The following is a 16688-nucleotide window of genomic DNA, read 5'->3' as shown; positions in this document are numbered from 1 at the left end:
CAAGTTCCCGGCCCCGGGGTTGCCAGGGCGGGATCGAGGGGCGAGCATGGCCCTTCATGCCTTGCCCTGCACACTGCCCATGACCCGTTTTCCCTTCTACCTGCCGTTGCTGCTGGGCCTGCTCGCCGGCTGCGAGCAGGACGCACCGCCCCCGCAGAAACCACCCGCCAGCCCGCCTCCGGTGACCGAGGTCGCGAAGCCCGAGCCTGCCGCCCCGGCCAGGGAGGCACCTGTGGCCAAGCCGGCCAGCGAGCCCCCCAGGGTGGCGAGTGAGGCGCCCAAGCCCGTGGCCAAGCCCGTGGCCAAGGCCGAGTCCAAACCCGAAGCCAAGTCGCAAGCCAAGCCGCAAGCCAAGCCCAAGGCCGAGGCCAAGCCCGTGGCCAAGGCAGCCCAGCCCGCCACCAGCCCGGCCGGCAATGCGCGCAAGCCGGAGAAGACCGAACTGCCCAAGGCCCAGCTCGACCTGCGCCTGCCCAGGCACCTGGTGGAAAAGCTCGAGCCCGAGATGGTCGAGGAACGCAAGGCCGAGGAGCCCCTGCTGCCGCCGATGTTCACCGAGAAGGCGCCCGAGCAGGGCCCCTTCCAGCTCAACGGCAAGCTGCTGACCAACGAGAAGGAAGACGACTACTGGCGCTCCGTGGAAGGCGCCGAGCTGCAGTTCGAGTTCAAGCAGTAACGGCGCTAGTCGCAGCGCAAGGTGGACCCCGTTTCACCGGTCCACCTTTCGTGCTCGCCGGCGACCCCGCTGGTGGATGGAAAGGGCGCCATCCACCCTACACGCCGGTTGGCACTGGGGTTCGGGTTGGGCGCGGTGCCTTAGGTTGGCGCCGAGCGCAGAGAGGCCCAACACAGCCAGGTCCGGTCTTGCGGCGGGCTCTCCCTGTGGGAGCGGCTTGAGCCGCGAAAGATCTGCAGCCGGCTCGGGGCGGCGAGTCGCCGGGTATTGCATCGCGAACGGATTCGCTCCCACGAGGCGGGCGCCGGTGCTTGCTGCAGGATCTCCTGGTGGATGAACAGAGCGTCATCCACCCTACGTCCGGCCCAACTCCGCGTTGCCAGCCCTGGCCCGCGAACCCGCGTCGAAGGGTGGGGTCAGAAGCGGTACTCCCCGCTCTGGATCGCCTGGTGCAGCGTGCTGTCCAGGGGGCGGAACGCGTCTTCGCCGGGCAGGCGCACGAACAGCGGTTCGCTGACCTGGCTGGGGTCGAAGCCGTTCTTCTTGAGGTCGGTCTTCTTGTACTTGAAGGTCCCGGTGGTCTCGATTTCCTCCAGCAGGCGGATGAACAGCGGCGCCGCGTAAGGCGGCAGTTCACGGTCCAGGTGGGCGGCCACGGCCTGGGCGTCGAGCTGCGAACCGCTGCCCAGGCGCAGTGCGGCCATGCCGCAGCGACCGTTGGTCCCGGGGATCTCCACGCCATAGACCACCGCGTCCTCGACGCCGCCGAAGGCGCCCAGCACGCTTTCCACCTCGGTGGTGGAGACGTTCTCGCCCTTCCAGCGGAAGGTGTCGCCGAGGCGGTCGACGAACTGGGCGTGCTTGCAGCCGATGTCGCGCATCAGGTCGCCGGTGTTGAACCAGGCATCGCCCTTCTTGAACACGTCCCGCAGGATCACCGACTCGCTCTTGGCCGGGTCGGTGTAGCCGTCGAAGGGCCATTTGGCGCTGATCTCGCTGATCAGAAGGCCCGGTTCGCCCTTGCCGACCTTCTCCAGGTAGCCCTTGTGGTCGCGCACCGGCCGGTCGTTTTCCAGGTCGTAGCGGACGATGGCATAGGTGGCCGGCGAGAAGCCCACGGTGTTGTCGAAGTTGAAGACGTTGGTGAAGCCGATGTTGCCCTCGCTGGAGGCGTAGAACTCGGTGATGCGCTCGATGCCGAAGCGCTCCTTGAACTCGGCCCAGATGGCCGGTCGCAGGCCGTTGCCGATCATGCAGGTGAGGGTGTTGTTGCGTTCCTCCTCGCTGGGCGGCTGGTTCAGCAGGTAGCGGCACAGTTCGCCGATGTAGCCGAAGCAGGTGGCCCGGTACTGCGCGACGTCCTTCCAGAAGCTGCTGGCGGAGAACTTGCGGCGCAGGGCGATGGCGGCGCCACCGGCCAGCACCGAGGCCCAGCTCACGGTGACCGCGTTGTTGTGGTAGCAGGGCAGGGTCAGATAGAAGACATCGCTATCCGTCAGCCCCAGGCCGGAGTGGCCGAAGCCGCCATAGGCCTTGATCCACTTGCCGTGGCTGAGGATCGAGGCCTTGGGCAGGCCCGTGGTGCCCGAGGTGTAGATGTAGAAGCAGGGGTCCTTGAGGCGCACCCTGGCGGTTTCCGCCGGATTGTCGGCGCTGTGCTCGCCCGCCATGCGCATCAGGTTGTTCCACCCGCGCGGTGCCTGGCCCGGGTCGCGCCGGGTGTCGGCGTCGTCGATCCAGTAGCGACGCCCGCTCGTATTGCCCAGTTCGGCCTCCACTTCCTCGAAGGCTTCGCGCAGCTCCTCGCCGACCAGGTAATGGGTGGCCTTGACCAGGGTCAGGCTGTGGGCCAGGACCTTGCCGCGCTGGGTGGTGTTGACCAGCGCGCCGATGGCGCCGAGCTTGGCCAGCGCCGCCAGCAGTGCGAGGACCTCGATGCGGTTCTCCAGCATCACCGCCACCACCTTGCCGTGGGACACGCCCTCGGACTTGAGCGCGTGCGCCAGGCGGTTGGCCCAGGCGTTGAATTCGGCATAGGTCAGGCGCCGGGTCTCGTCGATCACCGCCGGGCGCTGGGGGAATTTCTGCGCGGCACGCTCCAGGGCCCAGCCCAGGGACAGCGACTTCTCGCGGTTGCGGATGCCGGTGTAGTACAGGCCCAGCAGCATGCGCGGCACACGTGGCAGATTGCCCGGGAGGCGGGCGAGGAAGCGGAACGGGGAAATCAGATCGGCCTGGGTCATGGCTCTCGCACTTTGTCGTTGTTGTGGGCAGGCAATGGCGCTTTCACGACTGTAGAAGCCGCTCGGGCAAAGCGGTATGACCGTGGCGCGGGGAACGCCGGGCAGATGGGCAAATAGCGACGCCCGCCCCGCGCGGCGTCCGGCACGGGGCGGGCGTGGCCCGGGCGTCAGTCGAGGAACAGGTCCGGCACCAGGCTGCCGCCCTCGGGATCGAAGCGGTAGCGCTCGAAGTCGGTCTGGCCCTGTTCGCGGAGGATCTCCTCGTCCACCAGCAGGCGGCCGGTGATGCTGCGGCCGGTGCTGGAGAGGATGGCGTGGGCGGCGTCGGCCATGATCGCCGGGGTGCGCGAGCGCTTGAAGGCGTCGCGGCTGCCCAGCTCGAACTCGATGGCGGCGGTGGCGATCATGGTCTGCGGCCACAGCGAGTTGACGCTGATGCCGTACTTCTTGAACTCCTCGCTCATGCCCAGGGTGAGCATGCTCATGCCGTACTTGGTGACGGTGTAGGGGCCGTGCTGGGCGAACCACTTGGGCGCGAGGTTGAGCGGCGGGGAGAGGTTGAGAATGTGCCCGCCCGCGCTCTGCTTCAGGTAGGGCAGGGCGGCCTGGCTGCAGACCATCACCGCGCGGGTGTTGATCTGGTACAGCAGGTCGAAGCGCTTGGGCTCCAGTTGCTCGACGCCCACCAGCTTGATGGCACCGGCGTTGTTCACCAGGACGTCGATGCCACCGAAGTGCCCGGCGGCCTGGGCCATGGCATCACGCACCGCAGCTTCGTCGCGCACGTCCAGTTGCAGGGCCAGGGCCTTGCCGCCAGCGGCCTCGACCTCCTCGGCCACGCTGAAGATGGTCCCGGCCAGCTTGGGATGGGGCTCGGCGCTCTTGGCGGCGATGACGATGTTGGCGCCATCGGCAGCGGCGCGCAGGGCGATCTCGCGACCGATGCCACGGCTGGCACCGGTGATGAACAGGGTTTTGGCAGAAAGGCTCATTGCAGTGCTCCTGAATTGTTGTTGTCGGGTATGGAAGCCGGAAGCCGGAAGCTAGAAGCCGGAAGCTAGAAGCCCGCCCGCACCAGCCTGCTCTTGTCTTCCAGCTTCAGGCTTCAAGCTTCAAGCTGCTCTTCCACTTCCACCAACACCTGGCGGCTCTTGACCTGGTCGCCGGCGGTGGCCTGGACGCGGCGGACGATGCCGTCCACCCCCGCCTTGAGCGGGTGTTCCATCTTCATCGCTTCCAGCACCACCAGCAGTTGGCCCTTGGCGACGCGATCGCCTTCGCCCACGAGGACGTCGACGATGGCGCCGTCCATGGGGGCCTTGACGGTGCCGGAGCCGGCGCCGCCCTGGCCGCCGGCGGGTTCGTGGGTGATGTCCAGCAGTTCGACGTTGCCCTGCCGCCCATGCAGCCACAGGCGCGGGCCGTCCAGGTGGTAGGCCAGGCGGCGGCGAATACCGTCCAGCTCCAGGGTGGCCCAGCGGCCATCGCTGGCGAGCAGGTGCAGGGCGATGGCCTGTTCGCCGATACGGGCCAGCAGGCGCGGTTGCGGGCCGCTGGCTTCGACTTCCAGCTCCACCGCCAGCTTCTGTTCGCCCTGGCGCAGGACGAAGCGCCAGGGCGCGCTGCCGGCGCTGCGCCAGCCGGCGAGGCCGGGCTGGTGGGCGCGGGATTGGGCGGAGGCCTGGTAGAGCAGGGCGGCCGCGACGGCCAGCTCGCTGGCCGGCAGCACCTGCGGGGCGAGGCTCGGGTCGTTGGCGAAGTGCTCGCCGATGAAGGCCGTGGTGGCGTGGCCGGCGGCGAACTCCGGGTGGGCCAGCAGGTTGGCGAGGAAGCGCTGGTTGCCCTTGACGCCCAGCAGCACGCAATCCTCGACGGCGCGTACCAGCTTGCGTCGGGCTTCGTCGCGGGTGGCGCCCCAGGCGATCACCTTGGCCAGCATGGGGTCGTAGAAGGGCGTCACCGGCTGGCCCTCCACCAGGCCGTGGTCGATGCGGATGCCCGGCAGGAGGGCAGGCTCCCAGCGCAGCACGTCGCCGGTCTGCGGGAGGAAGTTGCTGGCCGGGTCCTCGGCGTACAGGCGCACCTCCATGGCGTGGCCATCGAGGCGGATGTCGTTCTGGGCCAGGGGCAGCGGCTGGCCGGCGGCGACCTGGATCTGCCAGGCCACCAGGTCGAGCCCGGTGACCAGCTCGGTGACCGGGTGCTCCACCTGCAGGCGGGTGTTCATTTCCAGGAAGTAGAAGCGGCCCTCGGCGTCGAGGAGGAATTCCACGGTGCCGGCGCCGGTGTAGTTGACCGAGGCTGCGGCCTTGACCGCGGCCTCGCCCATGGCACGGCGCAGTTCCGGGGTCATCACCGGACAGGGGGCTTCCTCCACCACCTTCTGGTGGCGGCGCTGCACCGAGCAATCGCGCTCGCCCAGGTAGAGGAGGGTACCCTGCTGGTCGCCGAACACCTGGATCTCCACGTGGCGCGGGCGGATCACCGCGCGTTCGAGGATCAGCTCGCCGGAGCCGAAGGCGTTCTGCGCTTCGGAGCGCGCGGTGCGGATCTGCGCGGCCAGCTCGCCGGCTTCGTGCACCAGGCGCATGCCGCGACCGCCGCCACCGGCGCTGGCCTTGATCATCAGCGGGTAGCCGATGCGCTCGGCCTCGCGGGCGAGGGTCGCGTCGTCCTGCTCGGCACCCTCGTAGCCGGGGATGCAGGGCACGCCGGCTTCGAGCATGGCGATCTTCGACAGGCGCTTGCTGCCCATCAGGTGGATGGCTTCGACGCTGGGGCCGATGAAGACGATGCCGGCGGCCTCGCAAGCGCGGGCGAACTCGGCGTTCTCGGAAAGGAAGCCGTAGCCGGGGTGCACGGCGTCGGCGCCGGTGCGCCGGGCGGCGTCGATGATCGCCTCGACCTTGAGGTAGGACTGCGCCACCTGGGCCGGGCCGATGCACACCGCCTCGTCGGCGAGCTGCACGTGGCGGGCGTCGCGGTCGGCTTCGCTGTACACCGCCACGGTGCGGTAGCCGAGCGCTTGCGCGGTGCGCATCACCCGGCAGGCGATCTCGCCCCGGTTGGCGATCAGGATCTTGTTGAATGCGGGCATCTTCGTGCTCCTGCTGGGGGCCGGAGGGTGTCCGGGGCCCGGGCTGTGTGCGTTCGGTGTTGCGGTGGACGTGAAGAGCGACATCCACCCTACGGGGTGCCTCGGTGTTGCGTGGGGATCGGGTTGGGTCGATCCGCCTGTTGTGTTCGGTGTTGCGGTGGATGTGAAGAGCGACATCCACCCTACGGGTGCCACGGTGTTGCTTAGGGTGGGTCGCGCTTTATCGATCCACCGCTGGTGTTCACTGGGCCCAGGTCGGTTTGCGCTTTTGTACGAAGGCCATGGTCCCTTCGGCGCCTTCGGCACCGGTCACGGCGTCGGCGAACCATTGGGCGGCGTCGTCCAGCAACGGGCCCAGCTCGCGTTCCTCGGTGGCCAGCAGCAGTGCCTTGGTCCGTGCGTTGGCCCCGGGGGCGCAGCGGCGCACCTGCTCCAGGGTGGCGCCGAGGCGTGCGTCGACGGCGGCGTCATCGGCCTCGGCGAAGTGCACCAGGCCCAGGCGCAGCGCCTCGTTGCCGTCGAAGCGCGCGGCGGTGAGGGCCAGGCGGCGGGCCTGGGTCAGGCCGATGCGCTTGACCACGAAGGGGGCGATCTGCGCGGGCAGGATGCCCAGGCCGGTTTCCGGCAGGCCGAATTGCGCGCCCTGGTGGGCGATGGCGATGTCGGAGATGCAGGCCAGGCCGAAGCCGCCGCCGAGCACGGCGCCTTCCAGTACGGCGATCACCACCTGCGGGGCGGCCTGGGCTTCCTCCAGCAGGCTGCCGAAGGCACGGTTCAGCTCGCGGTAGGCCTCGGCGCCGGCGGCGCGCGCCGAGGCCATGTCCTTGATGTCGCCGCCGGCGCAGAAGTGCCCATCGGCGCCACGCAGCACCAGGGCGCGCACGTCACCGCCCTGGCGCACGGCGGCCAGCACCGCGCGCAGTTCGCCGACCATGGCCAGGCTCATGGCGTTGCGCGCGTCCGGGCGGTTCAGGGTGACGTGGAGCACGCCGCCCGCCTGCTCCAGCAGCAGGGTTTCGCAGGCGGGCAGGCTCATTTCTTCTTACCGGGCAGGATGCCCATCAGCTTGCTGATGATGCCCAGCATGATCTCGTCGGCGCCGCCGCCGATGGAGACCAGGCGGGTGTCGCGGTAGGCGCGGGAGATGTGGTTGTCCCACATGAAGCCCATGCCGCCCCAGTACTGCAGGCAGGAGTCGGTGACTTCGCGGCCCAGGCGCCCGGCCTTGAGCTTGGCCATGGAGGCGAGGCGGGTGACGTCCTTGCCCTTCACGTACATTTCGGTGGCCTGGTAGACCAGGGCGCGCAGGCATTCCACCTCGGTCATCATCTCGGCCATGCGGAAGTGGATGACCTGGTTGTCGATCAGCGCGTTGCCGAAGGTCTTGCGCTCCTTGCAGTACTCGATGGTGGCGTCGATGCAGTGCTCCAGGCCCTTGATCATGTTGGCCGCGCCGAACAGGCGCTCTTCCTGGAACTGCAGCATCTGCATCATGAAGCCGGCGCCTTCGTGGCCGATGCGGTTGCGCTGCGGCACGCGGACGTTGTCGAAGAACACCTGGGCGGTCTCCGAGCTGCGCATGCCGAGCTTGTCCAGGTGCGGGCTGACGCTGACGCCGGGGGTGTTCATCGGCACCATGATCAGCGACTTGTTGACGTGGGGCTTGTCGTCGGAGGTATTGGCCAGCAGGCAGATGAAGTCGGCGGACGGGGAGTTGGTGATCCACATCTTGCTGCCGTTGATCACGTAGTCGTCGCCGTCCTTGCGGGCGCTGGTCTTGAGGCCCGCGACGTCGGAGCCGGCGCCCACTTCGGATACGCCGATGCAACCGACCATCTCGCCGGCGATGGCCGGGCGCAGGAACTCCTCGCGCAGCTCGTCGGAGCCGAAGCGCGCGAGCGCCGGGGTGCACATGTCGGTCTGCACGCCGATGGACATGGGGATGCCGCCGCAATGGATGGTGCCGAACTCTTCGGCGGCGACGATGGAGTAGCTGTAGTCCAGGCCCATGCCGCCGAATTTCTCGGGCTTGGAGATGCCCAGGAGGCCCAGCTCGCCGGCCTTCCTGAAGATGTCGTGGATGGGGAAGCGACCTTCCTTCTCCCACTGGTCGACGTGCGGGTTGATTTCCTTGTCGACGAAGTTGCGGACGGTACGGCGAAGCTCTTCGTGTTCCTGGGTAAAGATCATCCTGTCGTTCTCCTCTTGGGGTGCGTCGTGCGCACCGTGATCGTTCGGTTCAGAAACGGGCGACGCCGAAACTGTTGGCTTTCAGCGGTCGCCGCTGGGCTTCCGCGCAGATGTCCAGCAGGTAGCCCAGCAACTGGCGGCTGTCGCGGGGGTCGATCAGGCCGTCGTCCCACAGGCTGGCGGTGCCGTAGAGCGCGGTGGACTGGCTGTCGAGCTTCTGGGCGGTGACCTGTTCGAGCATGTCGAGCATCTTCGGGTCGGCTTCCTTGCCCTCCTTGGCGTGCTTCTCCTCGGTGACGATGCGCAGCACCTTGCCGGCCTGGGCGCCGCCCATCACGGCGGTGCGGCTGTTGGGCCAGGCGAAGATGAAGCGCGGGTCCAGCCCGCGGCCGCACATGGCGTAGTTGCCGGCGCCGTAGGAGCCGCCCACCACCAGGGTGAGCTTGGGCACGGTGGCGTTGGCCACCGCCTGGATCATCTTCGAGCCGTGCTTGATCACCCCCAGCTGTTCCGACTCGGTGCCGACCATGAAGCCGGTGGTGTTGTGCAGGAACAGGATGGGCGTGTTGCTCTGCTCGCAAAGCTGGATGAACTGCGCCGCCTTGGCGGCGCCGCGCGGGGTGATCGGGCCGTTGTTGCCGATCAGGCCGCAGGGCTGGCCCTCGATGCGCAGGTGGCCGCAGACGGTCTGGCTGTCGAACTCGTTCTTGAAGTCGAGGAACTCCGAGCCGTCGGCGATGCGCGCGACGATCTCGCGCACGTCGTAGGGCTTCTTCGGATCGGCCGGCACCAGGCCCAGCAGGTCGCTGGCCGGGTACAGCGGCTCGCGCCACTGGCGCTGCTCACGCGGCGGCAACTGGGCGTTCCACGGCAGCATGGCGAGGATGTCGCGGGCGATGCGCAGGGCGTCGGCGTCGTTCTCCGCCAGGTACTCGGCGGTGCCGGCGACCTGGGCGTGCATCTCGGCACCGCCCAGCTCCTCGTCCGTGGCCACCTCACCGGTGGCGGCCTTGAGCAGGGGCGGGCCGGCGAGGAACATCTTGGCCTTGCCGCGTACCACCACCACATAGTCCGAGAGGCCCGGCTGGTAGGCCCCGCCGGCGGTGCTGGAGCCGTGCACCACGGTGATCTGCGGCAGGCCCATGGCGGACATGCGCGCCTGGTTGGCGAAGCCGCGCGCACCTTCGACGAAGATCTCCGCCGCGTAGTTGAGGTTGGCGCCGCCGCTCTCGGTCAGGGCGATCACCGGCAGCTTGTTCTCGAAGGCGATCTGCTGCAGGCGCAGGGTTTTCTTCAGGCCGGTGGGGGAGATGGTGCCGCCCTTGATGGCGCTGTTGCTGGCGGTGACCAGGCAGCGCACCCCGGCCACGTAGCCGATGCCGGCGATGATGCCGCCGCCGGCCTGGGTGCCGTCCTTGTCGTCATGCAGCTTGTAGCCGGCCAGCGACGAGAGCTCGAGGAAGGGCGCCCCGGGGTCAAGCAGCAGGTTGAGGCGCTCGCGGGGCAGCAGCTGGCCACGCTTCTCGAACTTGGGCTTGGCCTCGAAGGCCTTGTCCAGGACCTTGCGCTCGACATCGCGGAAGCTGTCGATGGCGGCGAGCATGGCCTGGCGGTTGCGGGCGAACTCTTCGCCCTGGGTGTCCAGTTCGGAGTGGATGACGGCCATGGCTTACTCCTCGTCCTTGAACACGGCGGGCATGTAGGCCCGGTGGAAACCGTTGTAGGACTCGCTGGCGCGGGCCTTGCCCAGGGTCCAGGCGCGGGTGCCCTGGCTGGCGGCGCCGTCGATGCGGATGGTGTTGCCGCTGATGAAGTTGGCGCCGGGGGTGAGCAGGAAGACGATGGCGGCCGCCACCTCGGATTCGGTGCCGATGCGCTGCAGCGGGACGTGGTCCTTGAGGGAGCGGATCATCGACTTCATGGATTCAGGGTAGGTGTCCATGCCGCTAGAGGCGATCCAGCCCGGCGCCACGGCGTTGACCCGCACCCCGGCGTGGCCCCACTCGTAGGCGGCGGTCTTGGTGAAGTTCTCCATGCCGGCGCGGGCGGCGCCGGAGTGGCCCATGCCGGGCATGCCGCCCCACATGTCGGCGAGCATGTTGACGATGCTGCCGCCGGTCTTGCTCATGCTCTGCAGGAAGACCTCCTTGGCCACCAGGAAGCCGCCCACCAGGTTGGTGCGCACCACGGTCTCGAAGCCCTTCTGGTTGATGCCGATGAGCGGCGCGGGGAACTGGCCGCCGGCGTTGTTGACCAGGTGGTGGATGGGGCCGCGCTCGGCCACCACGGCCTTGACCATGGCCTTGACCGCTTCTTCGTCGCGGATGTCGCAGGCCTGCCAGCTGGCGCTGCCGCCGTCCTCGATGATCTCGCCGGCGGTGGCTTCGAGCTTTTCCGCCTTGCGCCCCACCAGCACCACGTGGGCGCCGAGGTGGGCGAGCTCGTGGGCCACGCAGCGGCCGATGCCGCTGCCGCCGCCGGTGACGAGGATGGTCTGGCCGCTGAACAGGCCGGGTTTGAACACGGAATCGTAGGCCATCGCGTGCTTATCCTTTCAGGCTGTCGGCCAGGGCGCGGGGCACCGGGACCGGGAATTCGAGCAGTTGCTGGGCGAAGGCCTTGCCTTGCGGGTCGATGCGCAGGCTGGCGACGCCACCGCCGCCCAGGGCGTTCTCCAGGAGGAAGTTGAGGCTGTGGCTGCCAGGCAGGTACCAGCGCGCCACGCGGCCGATCTGCGGGTCGAGCACATGGCCCATCCAGTCGACCACCGCCTCGGGGGTCAGCGCCTCGGCGATCCAGGGCAGGTAGTCGCTCTGGCGCGCCATGACGCCGATGTTGCTGTGGTTGCCCTTGTCGCCGGAGCGCGCCACGGCCAGCTTCACCAGCGGCACGCTGGCCTCTGCCGGGCCCTGGGGCGCGGGCGGGGCGATGTCGTCGGCCAGGCTGGCGGCGTCGAAGGCTTCCAGCACGGGCAGGGCCACGGGGTGGCGTTCGCCGGCCAGTTCCACGTCCAGGTCGCAGGCGGCCTTGTCCACCAGGAAGGAGAACAGGCGGATCACCGGGTACACGGTCGGGCGCCCGCCGACGATGCCGGTGAGGCCCGGCGCCATGCCGGTGGCGGCCTGGGCGATCTCGCGGGAGAAGAGGATCAGTGCTTCCTTCTTGGCGTGGCGCACGGCCAGCTTGACCACGATCTCGCGGCTGTCCTGCCTCCGGCCGTGCGGCCCGTAGGTGGCCTCGCTGCCGAGCAGCTCGATGCTCACCTCGCGGTAGGGGCCCCAGCCGCGTGCGGCGAAGATCTCCTCGGTCTTGGCGATGATGGCGCGGCTCACGCGGTCGGCCTTCTTCACCGCGTCGATGCCGGCGATCAGGCAGCTGGCGGTGCAGCGGAAGCCGTCCGGGTGGGTGGCACTGACCTTGTACTGGTCGGTGGGCGGCAGGCCATGGGCACCCTCGACGCTGACGCGGTGCTCGCCGACCTGGGCCAGGCGCACCCGGGTGAAGTCGCAGACCACATCCGGCAGCAGGTAGGCACGGGGGTCGCCGATCTCGTAGAGCATCTGCTCGCCGACGGTGAAGGGCGTCACCAGGCCGCCGGTGCCGGCGGGCTTGGTCACGGTGAAGCGGCCATCGGCCTCGACTTCGACGATGGGGAAGCCGATGTGCTCGTAGTCGGGCACCTGCTCCCAGTCGGTGAAGTTGCCACCGGTGCACTGGGCGCCGCATTCGATGATGTGGCCGGCGAGGGCGGCCTGGGCCAGGCGGTCGTAGTCGTTCCAGCTCCACTTGAATTCATGCACCAGGGCGGCGCTGACCACCGCGCTGTCCACCACCCGGCCGGTGATGACGATATCGGCGCCTTGCTCCAGCGCGGCGACGATGCCCGGCGCGCCGAGGTAGGCGTTGACCGAGACGCACATGGGCGGCAGCGGCGCGCCGCTGAACATCTCGGTGACGCCGGCCTTGGCCAGGGCGGGGAGCTTGGGTTGCAGGTTGTCGCCATGCAGCACGGCGATCTTCAGGGTGACGCCGGCCTTCTCGCAGGCGGCGGCGAGGGCGGCTGCGCAGGCCTGGGGATTGACCCCGCCGGCGTTGCTGATCACCCGGATGCGTTTATCGGCGATGGCCGGCAGCAGTGGCGCCAGGACCTCGACGAAGTCGGTGGCGTAGCCCTCGTCGGGCTTCTTCATGCGAGCGCCGGCGAGGATCGACATGGTGATCTCCGCCAGGTAGTCGAATACCAGGTAATCCAGCGGCGCACCGTTCACCAGCTGTGCGGCTGCGGTGGAGGTATCGCCCCAGAAGGCGGAGGCGCAACCGATGCGTACGGTTCTAGTCATTGTTCGGGCCCGTATCACTCGAAGGAGGTGTTGGTGACATTACCAAGCAAGCGCTTGGTTGAAAAGTATGCCCGAGCAGTTTTTTACCCAAGCGCTTGCTTGGGCGGCGGGTGCAGCATAGATTTCACGAATCAAGACAGAGACTTGCGCCCCATTCTTAAGTTGGATGGGCAAGCGCCGTGCAGCCGAGGTAGTGGGGATAGATGAGCCTGGACGACCAAAAAGCCCAAGAAGTGATGCGCGAACTGGTGGCCACCGGGCAGGTGACCGATCCCGAGAGCGCCCGCGGCAAGCTGCTGCAGACCGCCGCTCACCTGTTCCGCAGCAAGGGCTACGAACGCACCACGGTGCGCGACCTGGCCGGCGCCGTGGGCATCCAGTCGGGCAGCATCTTCCATCACTTCAAGAGCAAGGACGAAATCCTCCGCTCGGTGATGGAGGAGACCATCCTCTACAACACCGCGCTGATGAAGGCCTCCCTGGCCGATGCGACCAACCTGCGCGAACGGGTGCTGGCGCTGATCCGCTGCGAGCTGCAATCGATCATGGGTGGCACCGGCGAGGCGATGGCGGTGCTGGTCTACGAATGGCGCTCGCTGTCGGAGGAGGGCCAGCGCTACATCCTCGAGCTGCGCGATGCCTATGAGCTGCTCTGGCTGGATGTGCTGGGCGAGGCCAAGGCCCAGGGCTACTTCAATGCCGATCCCTTCATCCTGCGGCGCTTCCTCACCGGCGCGCTGTCCTGGACCACCACCTGGTTCCGCCCCGAGGGCGCGATGTCCCTCGACCAGCTCTGCGAGGAAGCCTTGTCGCTGGTGATCAAGGAAGTCTGAAGGCCCTTGAGCTAGTCTTGCCAGCGTGCGGGTTTCCTCTTCTCCGGGGCTTCGATGTCTGCCGTTCGGCTTGTGTTTTCGGGTGTTGTACTGCTTGCGTTGTGCCTTTGCTGCACCAGCGCGTCAGCGGCACGGCCCCGGGAAATACTGGTCGGCGGCTACCACTTCCCGCCCTACCTGATAAAGCCCGAAGAGCAGGGCCAGGGCCTGGTTCCCGACCTGGTGGCGCAGCTCAACCGGCTCCAGGGGCGGTTCCACTTCAGCATCGTGCCCACGTCGGCCGCTCGCCGTTACCGCGATCTGGAGCAGGGCCGCTATGACCTGATGCTGTTCGAGGACCCGGACTGGGGCTGGAACGGCGTGCGCTACCAGGGCATCGACATGCGCACCTCCGACGCCGAGGTCTACATCGCACGCAAACAGCCGGGGCGCGGGCAGGCTTTTTTCGATGACCTGGCCGGCAAGCGCCTGGCGCTCTACAGCGGCTATCACTACGGTTTCGCCGGCTTCAATGCCGATCCCGAGTACCTCTTCAAACGCTTCTCCGCCACGCTGACCTACTCCCACGACAGCAATCTGCTAATGGTTTTGCACGGTCGTGCCGATATAGCCGTGGTCACGCGCTCCTACCTGGATCTGTTGTTCGCCAGGGAGCCGGCGCTGCGCGACAACCTGCTGGTTTCCCGTCGGATCGATCAGGAATACCATCTGCACGCGATGCTGCGTCCGGATGCGCCGATCACCCGCGATGAGATGGCCGGCTTGCTCCAGAACTTGCAGGACGACGAGGCATTCCAACGGCTGCTGGCCAAGTACCAGCTGACGTTCAAGAAAAACGACCGACGATGAACGAGCGGCGCGATATCGGGGACACCATGGTTTTTGCATCAGCCTGCCAGGCAGGCCTTCGCTACGGATCGGCGAGATGGGGATTTAGGGATTCTTTCTGCCATGCACTGTTGGCCGTGCTGTTTCTGGCCGCTTGTGGCAGCGCCCAGGCGACCGAGCTGGTGCGGGTCGGCGGCGCGCACTTTCCCCCCTATGTGATCAAGCCCGAGTCCGCCGAGGCCACCGGCCTGCTGCCGGAGTTGCTGGCGGCACTCAACGGTCAACAGCACGAGTTCGAATTCGTCATGCTGCCGACGGCCATCCCCCGGCGCTTTCGCGACTTCCAGGCCGGTCGCATCGACATGGCGGTGTTCGAGAACCCCGACTGGGGCTGGCAGGACATCCCCGGCGCGCGCATCGACATGGGCCTGGAGGATGCCGAGGTGTTCGTCGCCCAACGACGCGTCTCCCGTGACCAGGAGTACTTCCGCACCCTGGTGGACAAGCGCCTGGCGCTCTACAGCGGCTATCACTATGGGTTCGCCGGCTTCGATGCCGACCCCGAGTACCTGACCCGCGAATTCAACGCGCTGATGACCTATTCCCACGACAGCAACCTGCTGATGGTGCTGCGGGGCAGGGCGGACATCGCCCTGGTCACCCGGTCCTACCTGGGCATGTACCTGGAGAAGAACCCCGATCAGGCCGGGCAGTTCCTGGTGTCCACCCGTGTCGACCAGCATTACCGTCACTACGCGCTGCTGCGCCCCGGCGCGCCGATCAGCCCCGAACGCTTCACCGCGCTGCTGGAGCAATTGCGCGCCAAGGGCGACCTGCAACGCATCTTCGGGCGCTACCAGATCCAGGTCAGCCCAGCTTCACTGGATAGCTCAGCATTGCCAGATGGCAGAGATTGACCGCCAGGTGCAGCGCGATCGCCACCCCCAGTCGCCCGCTGAAGTGGAAGGCCAGCCCGTAACCCAGGCCTGCCACGGCTGCCACGGCCGCGAACAGCGGGCTGAACGGCAGGTGCACCGCGCCGAACAGCAGGGCGGTGATCGCCACCCCTGCCGACGCGCCCAGGCGTGACACCAGCGCGCTCTGCAGCAGGGCGCGGAACAGCAATTCCTCCGCCAGCACCACCGCCAGCAGGTTGACCGGCAGCCAGCGCCACACCAGCTCCGGCCATTTCGGCATCCAGTCCACCAGGCCAAGCCCCAGGGCCAGCCCCGGCACCGCCAGCAGCGTGGCCACCGCTGTCAGCGCCGTGGCGCGCCAGCGAGCCGCCATCACCTGCGGCGGTCGGCCCAGCCACCAGGCCAGCAGCGTCATGCCCACCAGCGTCTTGTCCCAGGACAGGCGCAGCGCGTAGAGCGGCGCGTCGGCACTCAGGCGCAGCGGCTCGGCCAGCGGCAGGGGCGAGAACCCGGGGACCAGATGCGCGGCGAAGGCGATGCTGCCCAGCAGGGTGACGGGGAACCACAGGCGCGCCGGGAGTTTCGGCGCGGCCAGGACCCAGAAGGCATAGGCCAGCCCGCAGGCCAGCCCGGTAGGGGACACCTGCCCGAAGCCGTGGCCCAGGGCGAGGGTGAAGAGCGGAAGCAGGATCTGCAGATGGAGCGGCATGGCACCTCCTTGTAGCGGTGCCGCACTGTAACCGCCGAGCGGGCGGGTGTCAGCGCTCCTTGGCTTCCTTGGCGTCCATCTCGGCATTGCGTTCATGGATGCGCTTGAGCTGCTCCTCGGTCAGGGGCAGTTTCTTTGCCGTGTCGCGCAGCATCATCAGGCCGCCGACTATGGAGCCGATGGCGAGAATCAGGATCAACCAGGCATACCAGGGCATGGGAATCTCCTTCGAGGTGGGGCCGCTACTGTAATTCGAACGCGCTGCGCTTGCCGCGTTCCCTTGGCGTTCGCCCGTGGTGATCGGTGATTGCCTGCACGACCGATCGCGAATGGATTCGCTCCCACGAAGAGCGGGCGAATGAATTGGCTCTGTCTGCGTTAGCTGTTGTGGATTCAACAGAAAGGCTCAAGAACGGTGCTTTCAGGACGATTCTGGATTCCTGACACATCCACCGCATGGGTTTCGCTTCGCTCTACACCATCCTACGAAAGCCACCAGCCACGGCATCCACCCGGTGGTGATGCGCACATCAATGTGAAGTGTTGAGCACCAGAGCTGGAGCAGCGGCCAAACGCCCCTTCAGGAGGCCGAGCGCAATCGTCGTTTCAGGGGTTGAGCGACATGGATGTCGCGAGAGCCGCGATGGGCCATGGATGGCCCTTCGCGGCGTGCCCCTGAAACGATGATGGAGCGAGGGAACCCGACGCAGTCGGGCCGTATGCAGGGGTGTATGGATCAACCACATGGGTAACAAAAGAGTTCAGTCACATGGGTGACACTTTCAAGGATAGATAACCCTCCTTCTGCTCTTGCTCATCTACGCGACCAATCACAACCGGGCCGAAATGCACGGC

General features: G+C 67.6%; 14 protein-coding genes. 4 read left to right on the top strand and 10 right to left on the bottom strand.

All coding sequences use genetic code 11. The features are described from left to right. The first annotated feature begins 79 nt into the window (after positions 1-79). Entirely contained in the window at positions 80-676 is a 597-nt protein-coding gene (locus DMX10_RS33455) for a hypothetical protein (RefSeq protein ID WP_146603031.1), read from the top strand. A 416-nt stretch (positions 677-1092) separates the two neighbouring features. Here the strand turns inward: DMX10_RS33455 and DMX10_RS18350 are convergent, their stop codons facing one another. The 8 genes from DMX10_RS18350 to DMX10_RS18315 all read right to left on the bottom strand — a co-directional run bounded on the left by DMX10_RS18350 (position 1093) and on the right by DMX10_RS18315 (position 12546). Further along, positions 1093-2919, bottom strand: coding sequence for a long-chain-acyl-CoA synthetase (locus DMX10_RS18350; protein WP_111262394.1), 1827 nt, complete (start codon positions 2917-2919; stop codon positions 1093-1095). A 167-nt stretch (positions 2920-3086) separates the two neighbouring features. Continuing rightward, entirely contained in the window at positions 3087-3911 is an 825-nt protein-coding gene (locus tag DMX10_RS18345) for an NAD(P)-dependent oxidoreductase (protein ID WP_111262393.1), read from the bottom strand. A gap of 113 nt (positions 3912-4024) precedes the next feature. Continuing rightward, positions 4025-6016 carry a geranyl-CoA carboxylase subunit apha gene (atuF, locus tag DMX10_RS18340; RefSeq protein WP_111262392.1) on the bottom strand — a complete coding sequence of 664 codons (1992 nt, stop codon included), beginning with the start codon at positions 6014-6016 and terminating at the stop codon, positions 4025-4027. Between the two features lie 241 nt (positions 6017-6257). Next, positions 6258-7052 (bottom strand): isohexenylglutaconyl-CoA hydratase, encoded by a 795-nt coding sequence (gene atuE / locus DMX10_RS18335; protein WP_111262391.1) that lies wholly within the window; start codon positions 7050-7052, stop codon positions 6258-6260. Continuing rightward, positions 7049-8206, bottom strand: a complete 1158-nt coding sequence (gene atuD, locus DMX10_RS18330; RefSeq protein ID WP_111262390.1) for a citronellyl-CoA dehydrogenase — start codon at positions 8204-8206, stop codon at positions 7049-7051. Before atuD ends, atuE begins: the two co-directional genes overlap by 4 nt. Positions 8207-8255: 49 nt before the next feature. After that, positions 8256-9872, bottom strand: coding sequence for a geranyl-CoA carboxylase subunit beta (atuC, locus tag DMX10_RS18325; protein WP_111262389.1), 1617 nt, complete (start codon positions 9870-9872; stop codon positions 8256-8258). A gap of 3 nt (positions 9873-9875) precedes the next feature. After that, the gene (locus DMX10_RS18320) at positions 9876-10745 is read right to left on the bottom strand and encodes an SDR family oxidoreductase (RefSeq protein ID WP_111262388.1); all 870 of its coding nucleotides are present in this window, start codon (positions 10743-10745) and stop codon (positions 9876-9878) included. A gap of 7 nt (positions 10746-10752) precedes the next feature. Continuing rightward, entirely contained in the window at positions 10753-12546 is a 1794-nt protein-coding gene (locus tag DMX10_RS18315) for an acyclic terpene utilization AtuA family protein (protein WP_111262387.1), read from the bottom strand. Between the two features lie 209 nt (positions 12547-12755). Between DMX10_RS18315 and DMX10_RS18310 the strand changes: the two genes are divergently transcribed. From DMX10_RS18310 to DMX10_RS18300, 3 genes are all read left to right on the top strand, one after another. After that, positions 12756-13379 carry a TetR/AcrR family transcriptional regulator gene (locus DMX10_RS18310; protein ID WP_197970226.1) on the top strand — a complete coding sequence of 208 codons (624 nt, stop codon included), beginning with the start codon at positions 12756-12758 and terminating at the stop codon, positions 13377-13379. Positions 13380-13433: 54 nt separating this feature from the next. Then, the gene (locus DMX10_RS18305) at positions 13434-14228 is read left to right on the top strand and encodes an ABC transporter substrate-binding protein (protein ID WP_111262386.1); all 795 of its coding nucleotides are present in this window, start codon (positions 13434-13436) and stop codon (positions 14226-14228) included. A 110-nt stretch (positions 14229-14338) separates the two neighbouring features. Continuing rightward, the gene (locus DMX10_RS18300) at positions 14339-15124 is read left to right on the top strand and encodes a substrate-binding periplasmic protein (protein ID WP_371921705.1); all 786 of its coding nucleotides are present in this window, start codon (positions 14339-14341) and stop codon (positions 15122-15124) included. Here DMX10_RS18300 and DMX10_RS18295 read toward each other — a convergent pair. After that, the gene (locus DMX10_RS18295) at positions 15075-15833 is read right to left on the bottom strand and encodes a CPBP family intramembrane glutamic endopeptidase (RefSeq protein ID WP_111262385.1); all 759 of its coding nucleotides are present in this window, start codon (positions 15831-15833) and stop codon (positions 15075-15077) included. The two genes, DMX10_RS18300 and DMX10_RS18295, sit on opposite strands and share 50 nt — an antisense overlap. A gap of 49 nt (positions 15834-15882) precedes the next feature. Further along, entirely contained in the window at positions 15883-16050 is a 168-nt protein-coding gene (locus tag DMX10_RS18290; RefSeq protein WP_111262384.1) for a DUF2897 family protein, read from the bottom strand. Between the last annotated feature and the right edge of the window lie 638 nt (positions 16051-16688).

It is taken from the genome of Pseudomonas sp. 57B-090624, assembly GCF_003234055.1.
GTDB classification, from domain to species: Bacteria; Pseudomonadota; Gammaproteobacteria; order Pseudomonadales; family Pseudomonadaceae; genus Metapseudomonas; species Metapseudomonas tohonis.
Note: the sequence above shows the minus strand (reverse complement) of the source record. Positions and strands in the feature narration are given on the sequence as shown.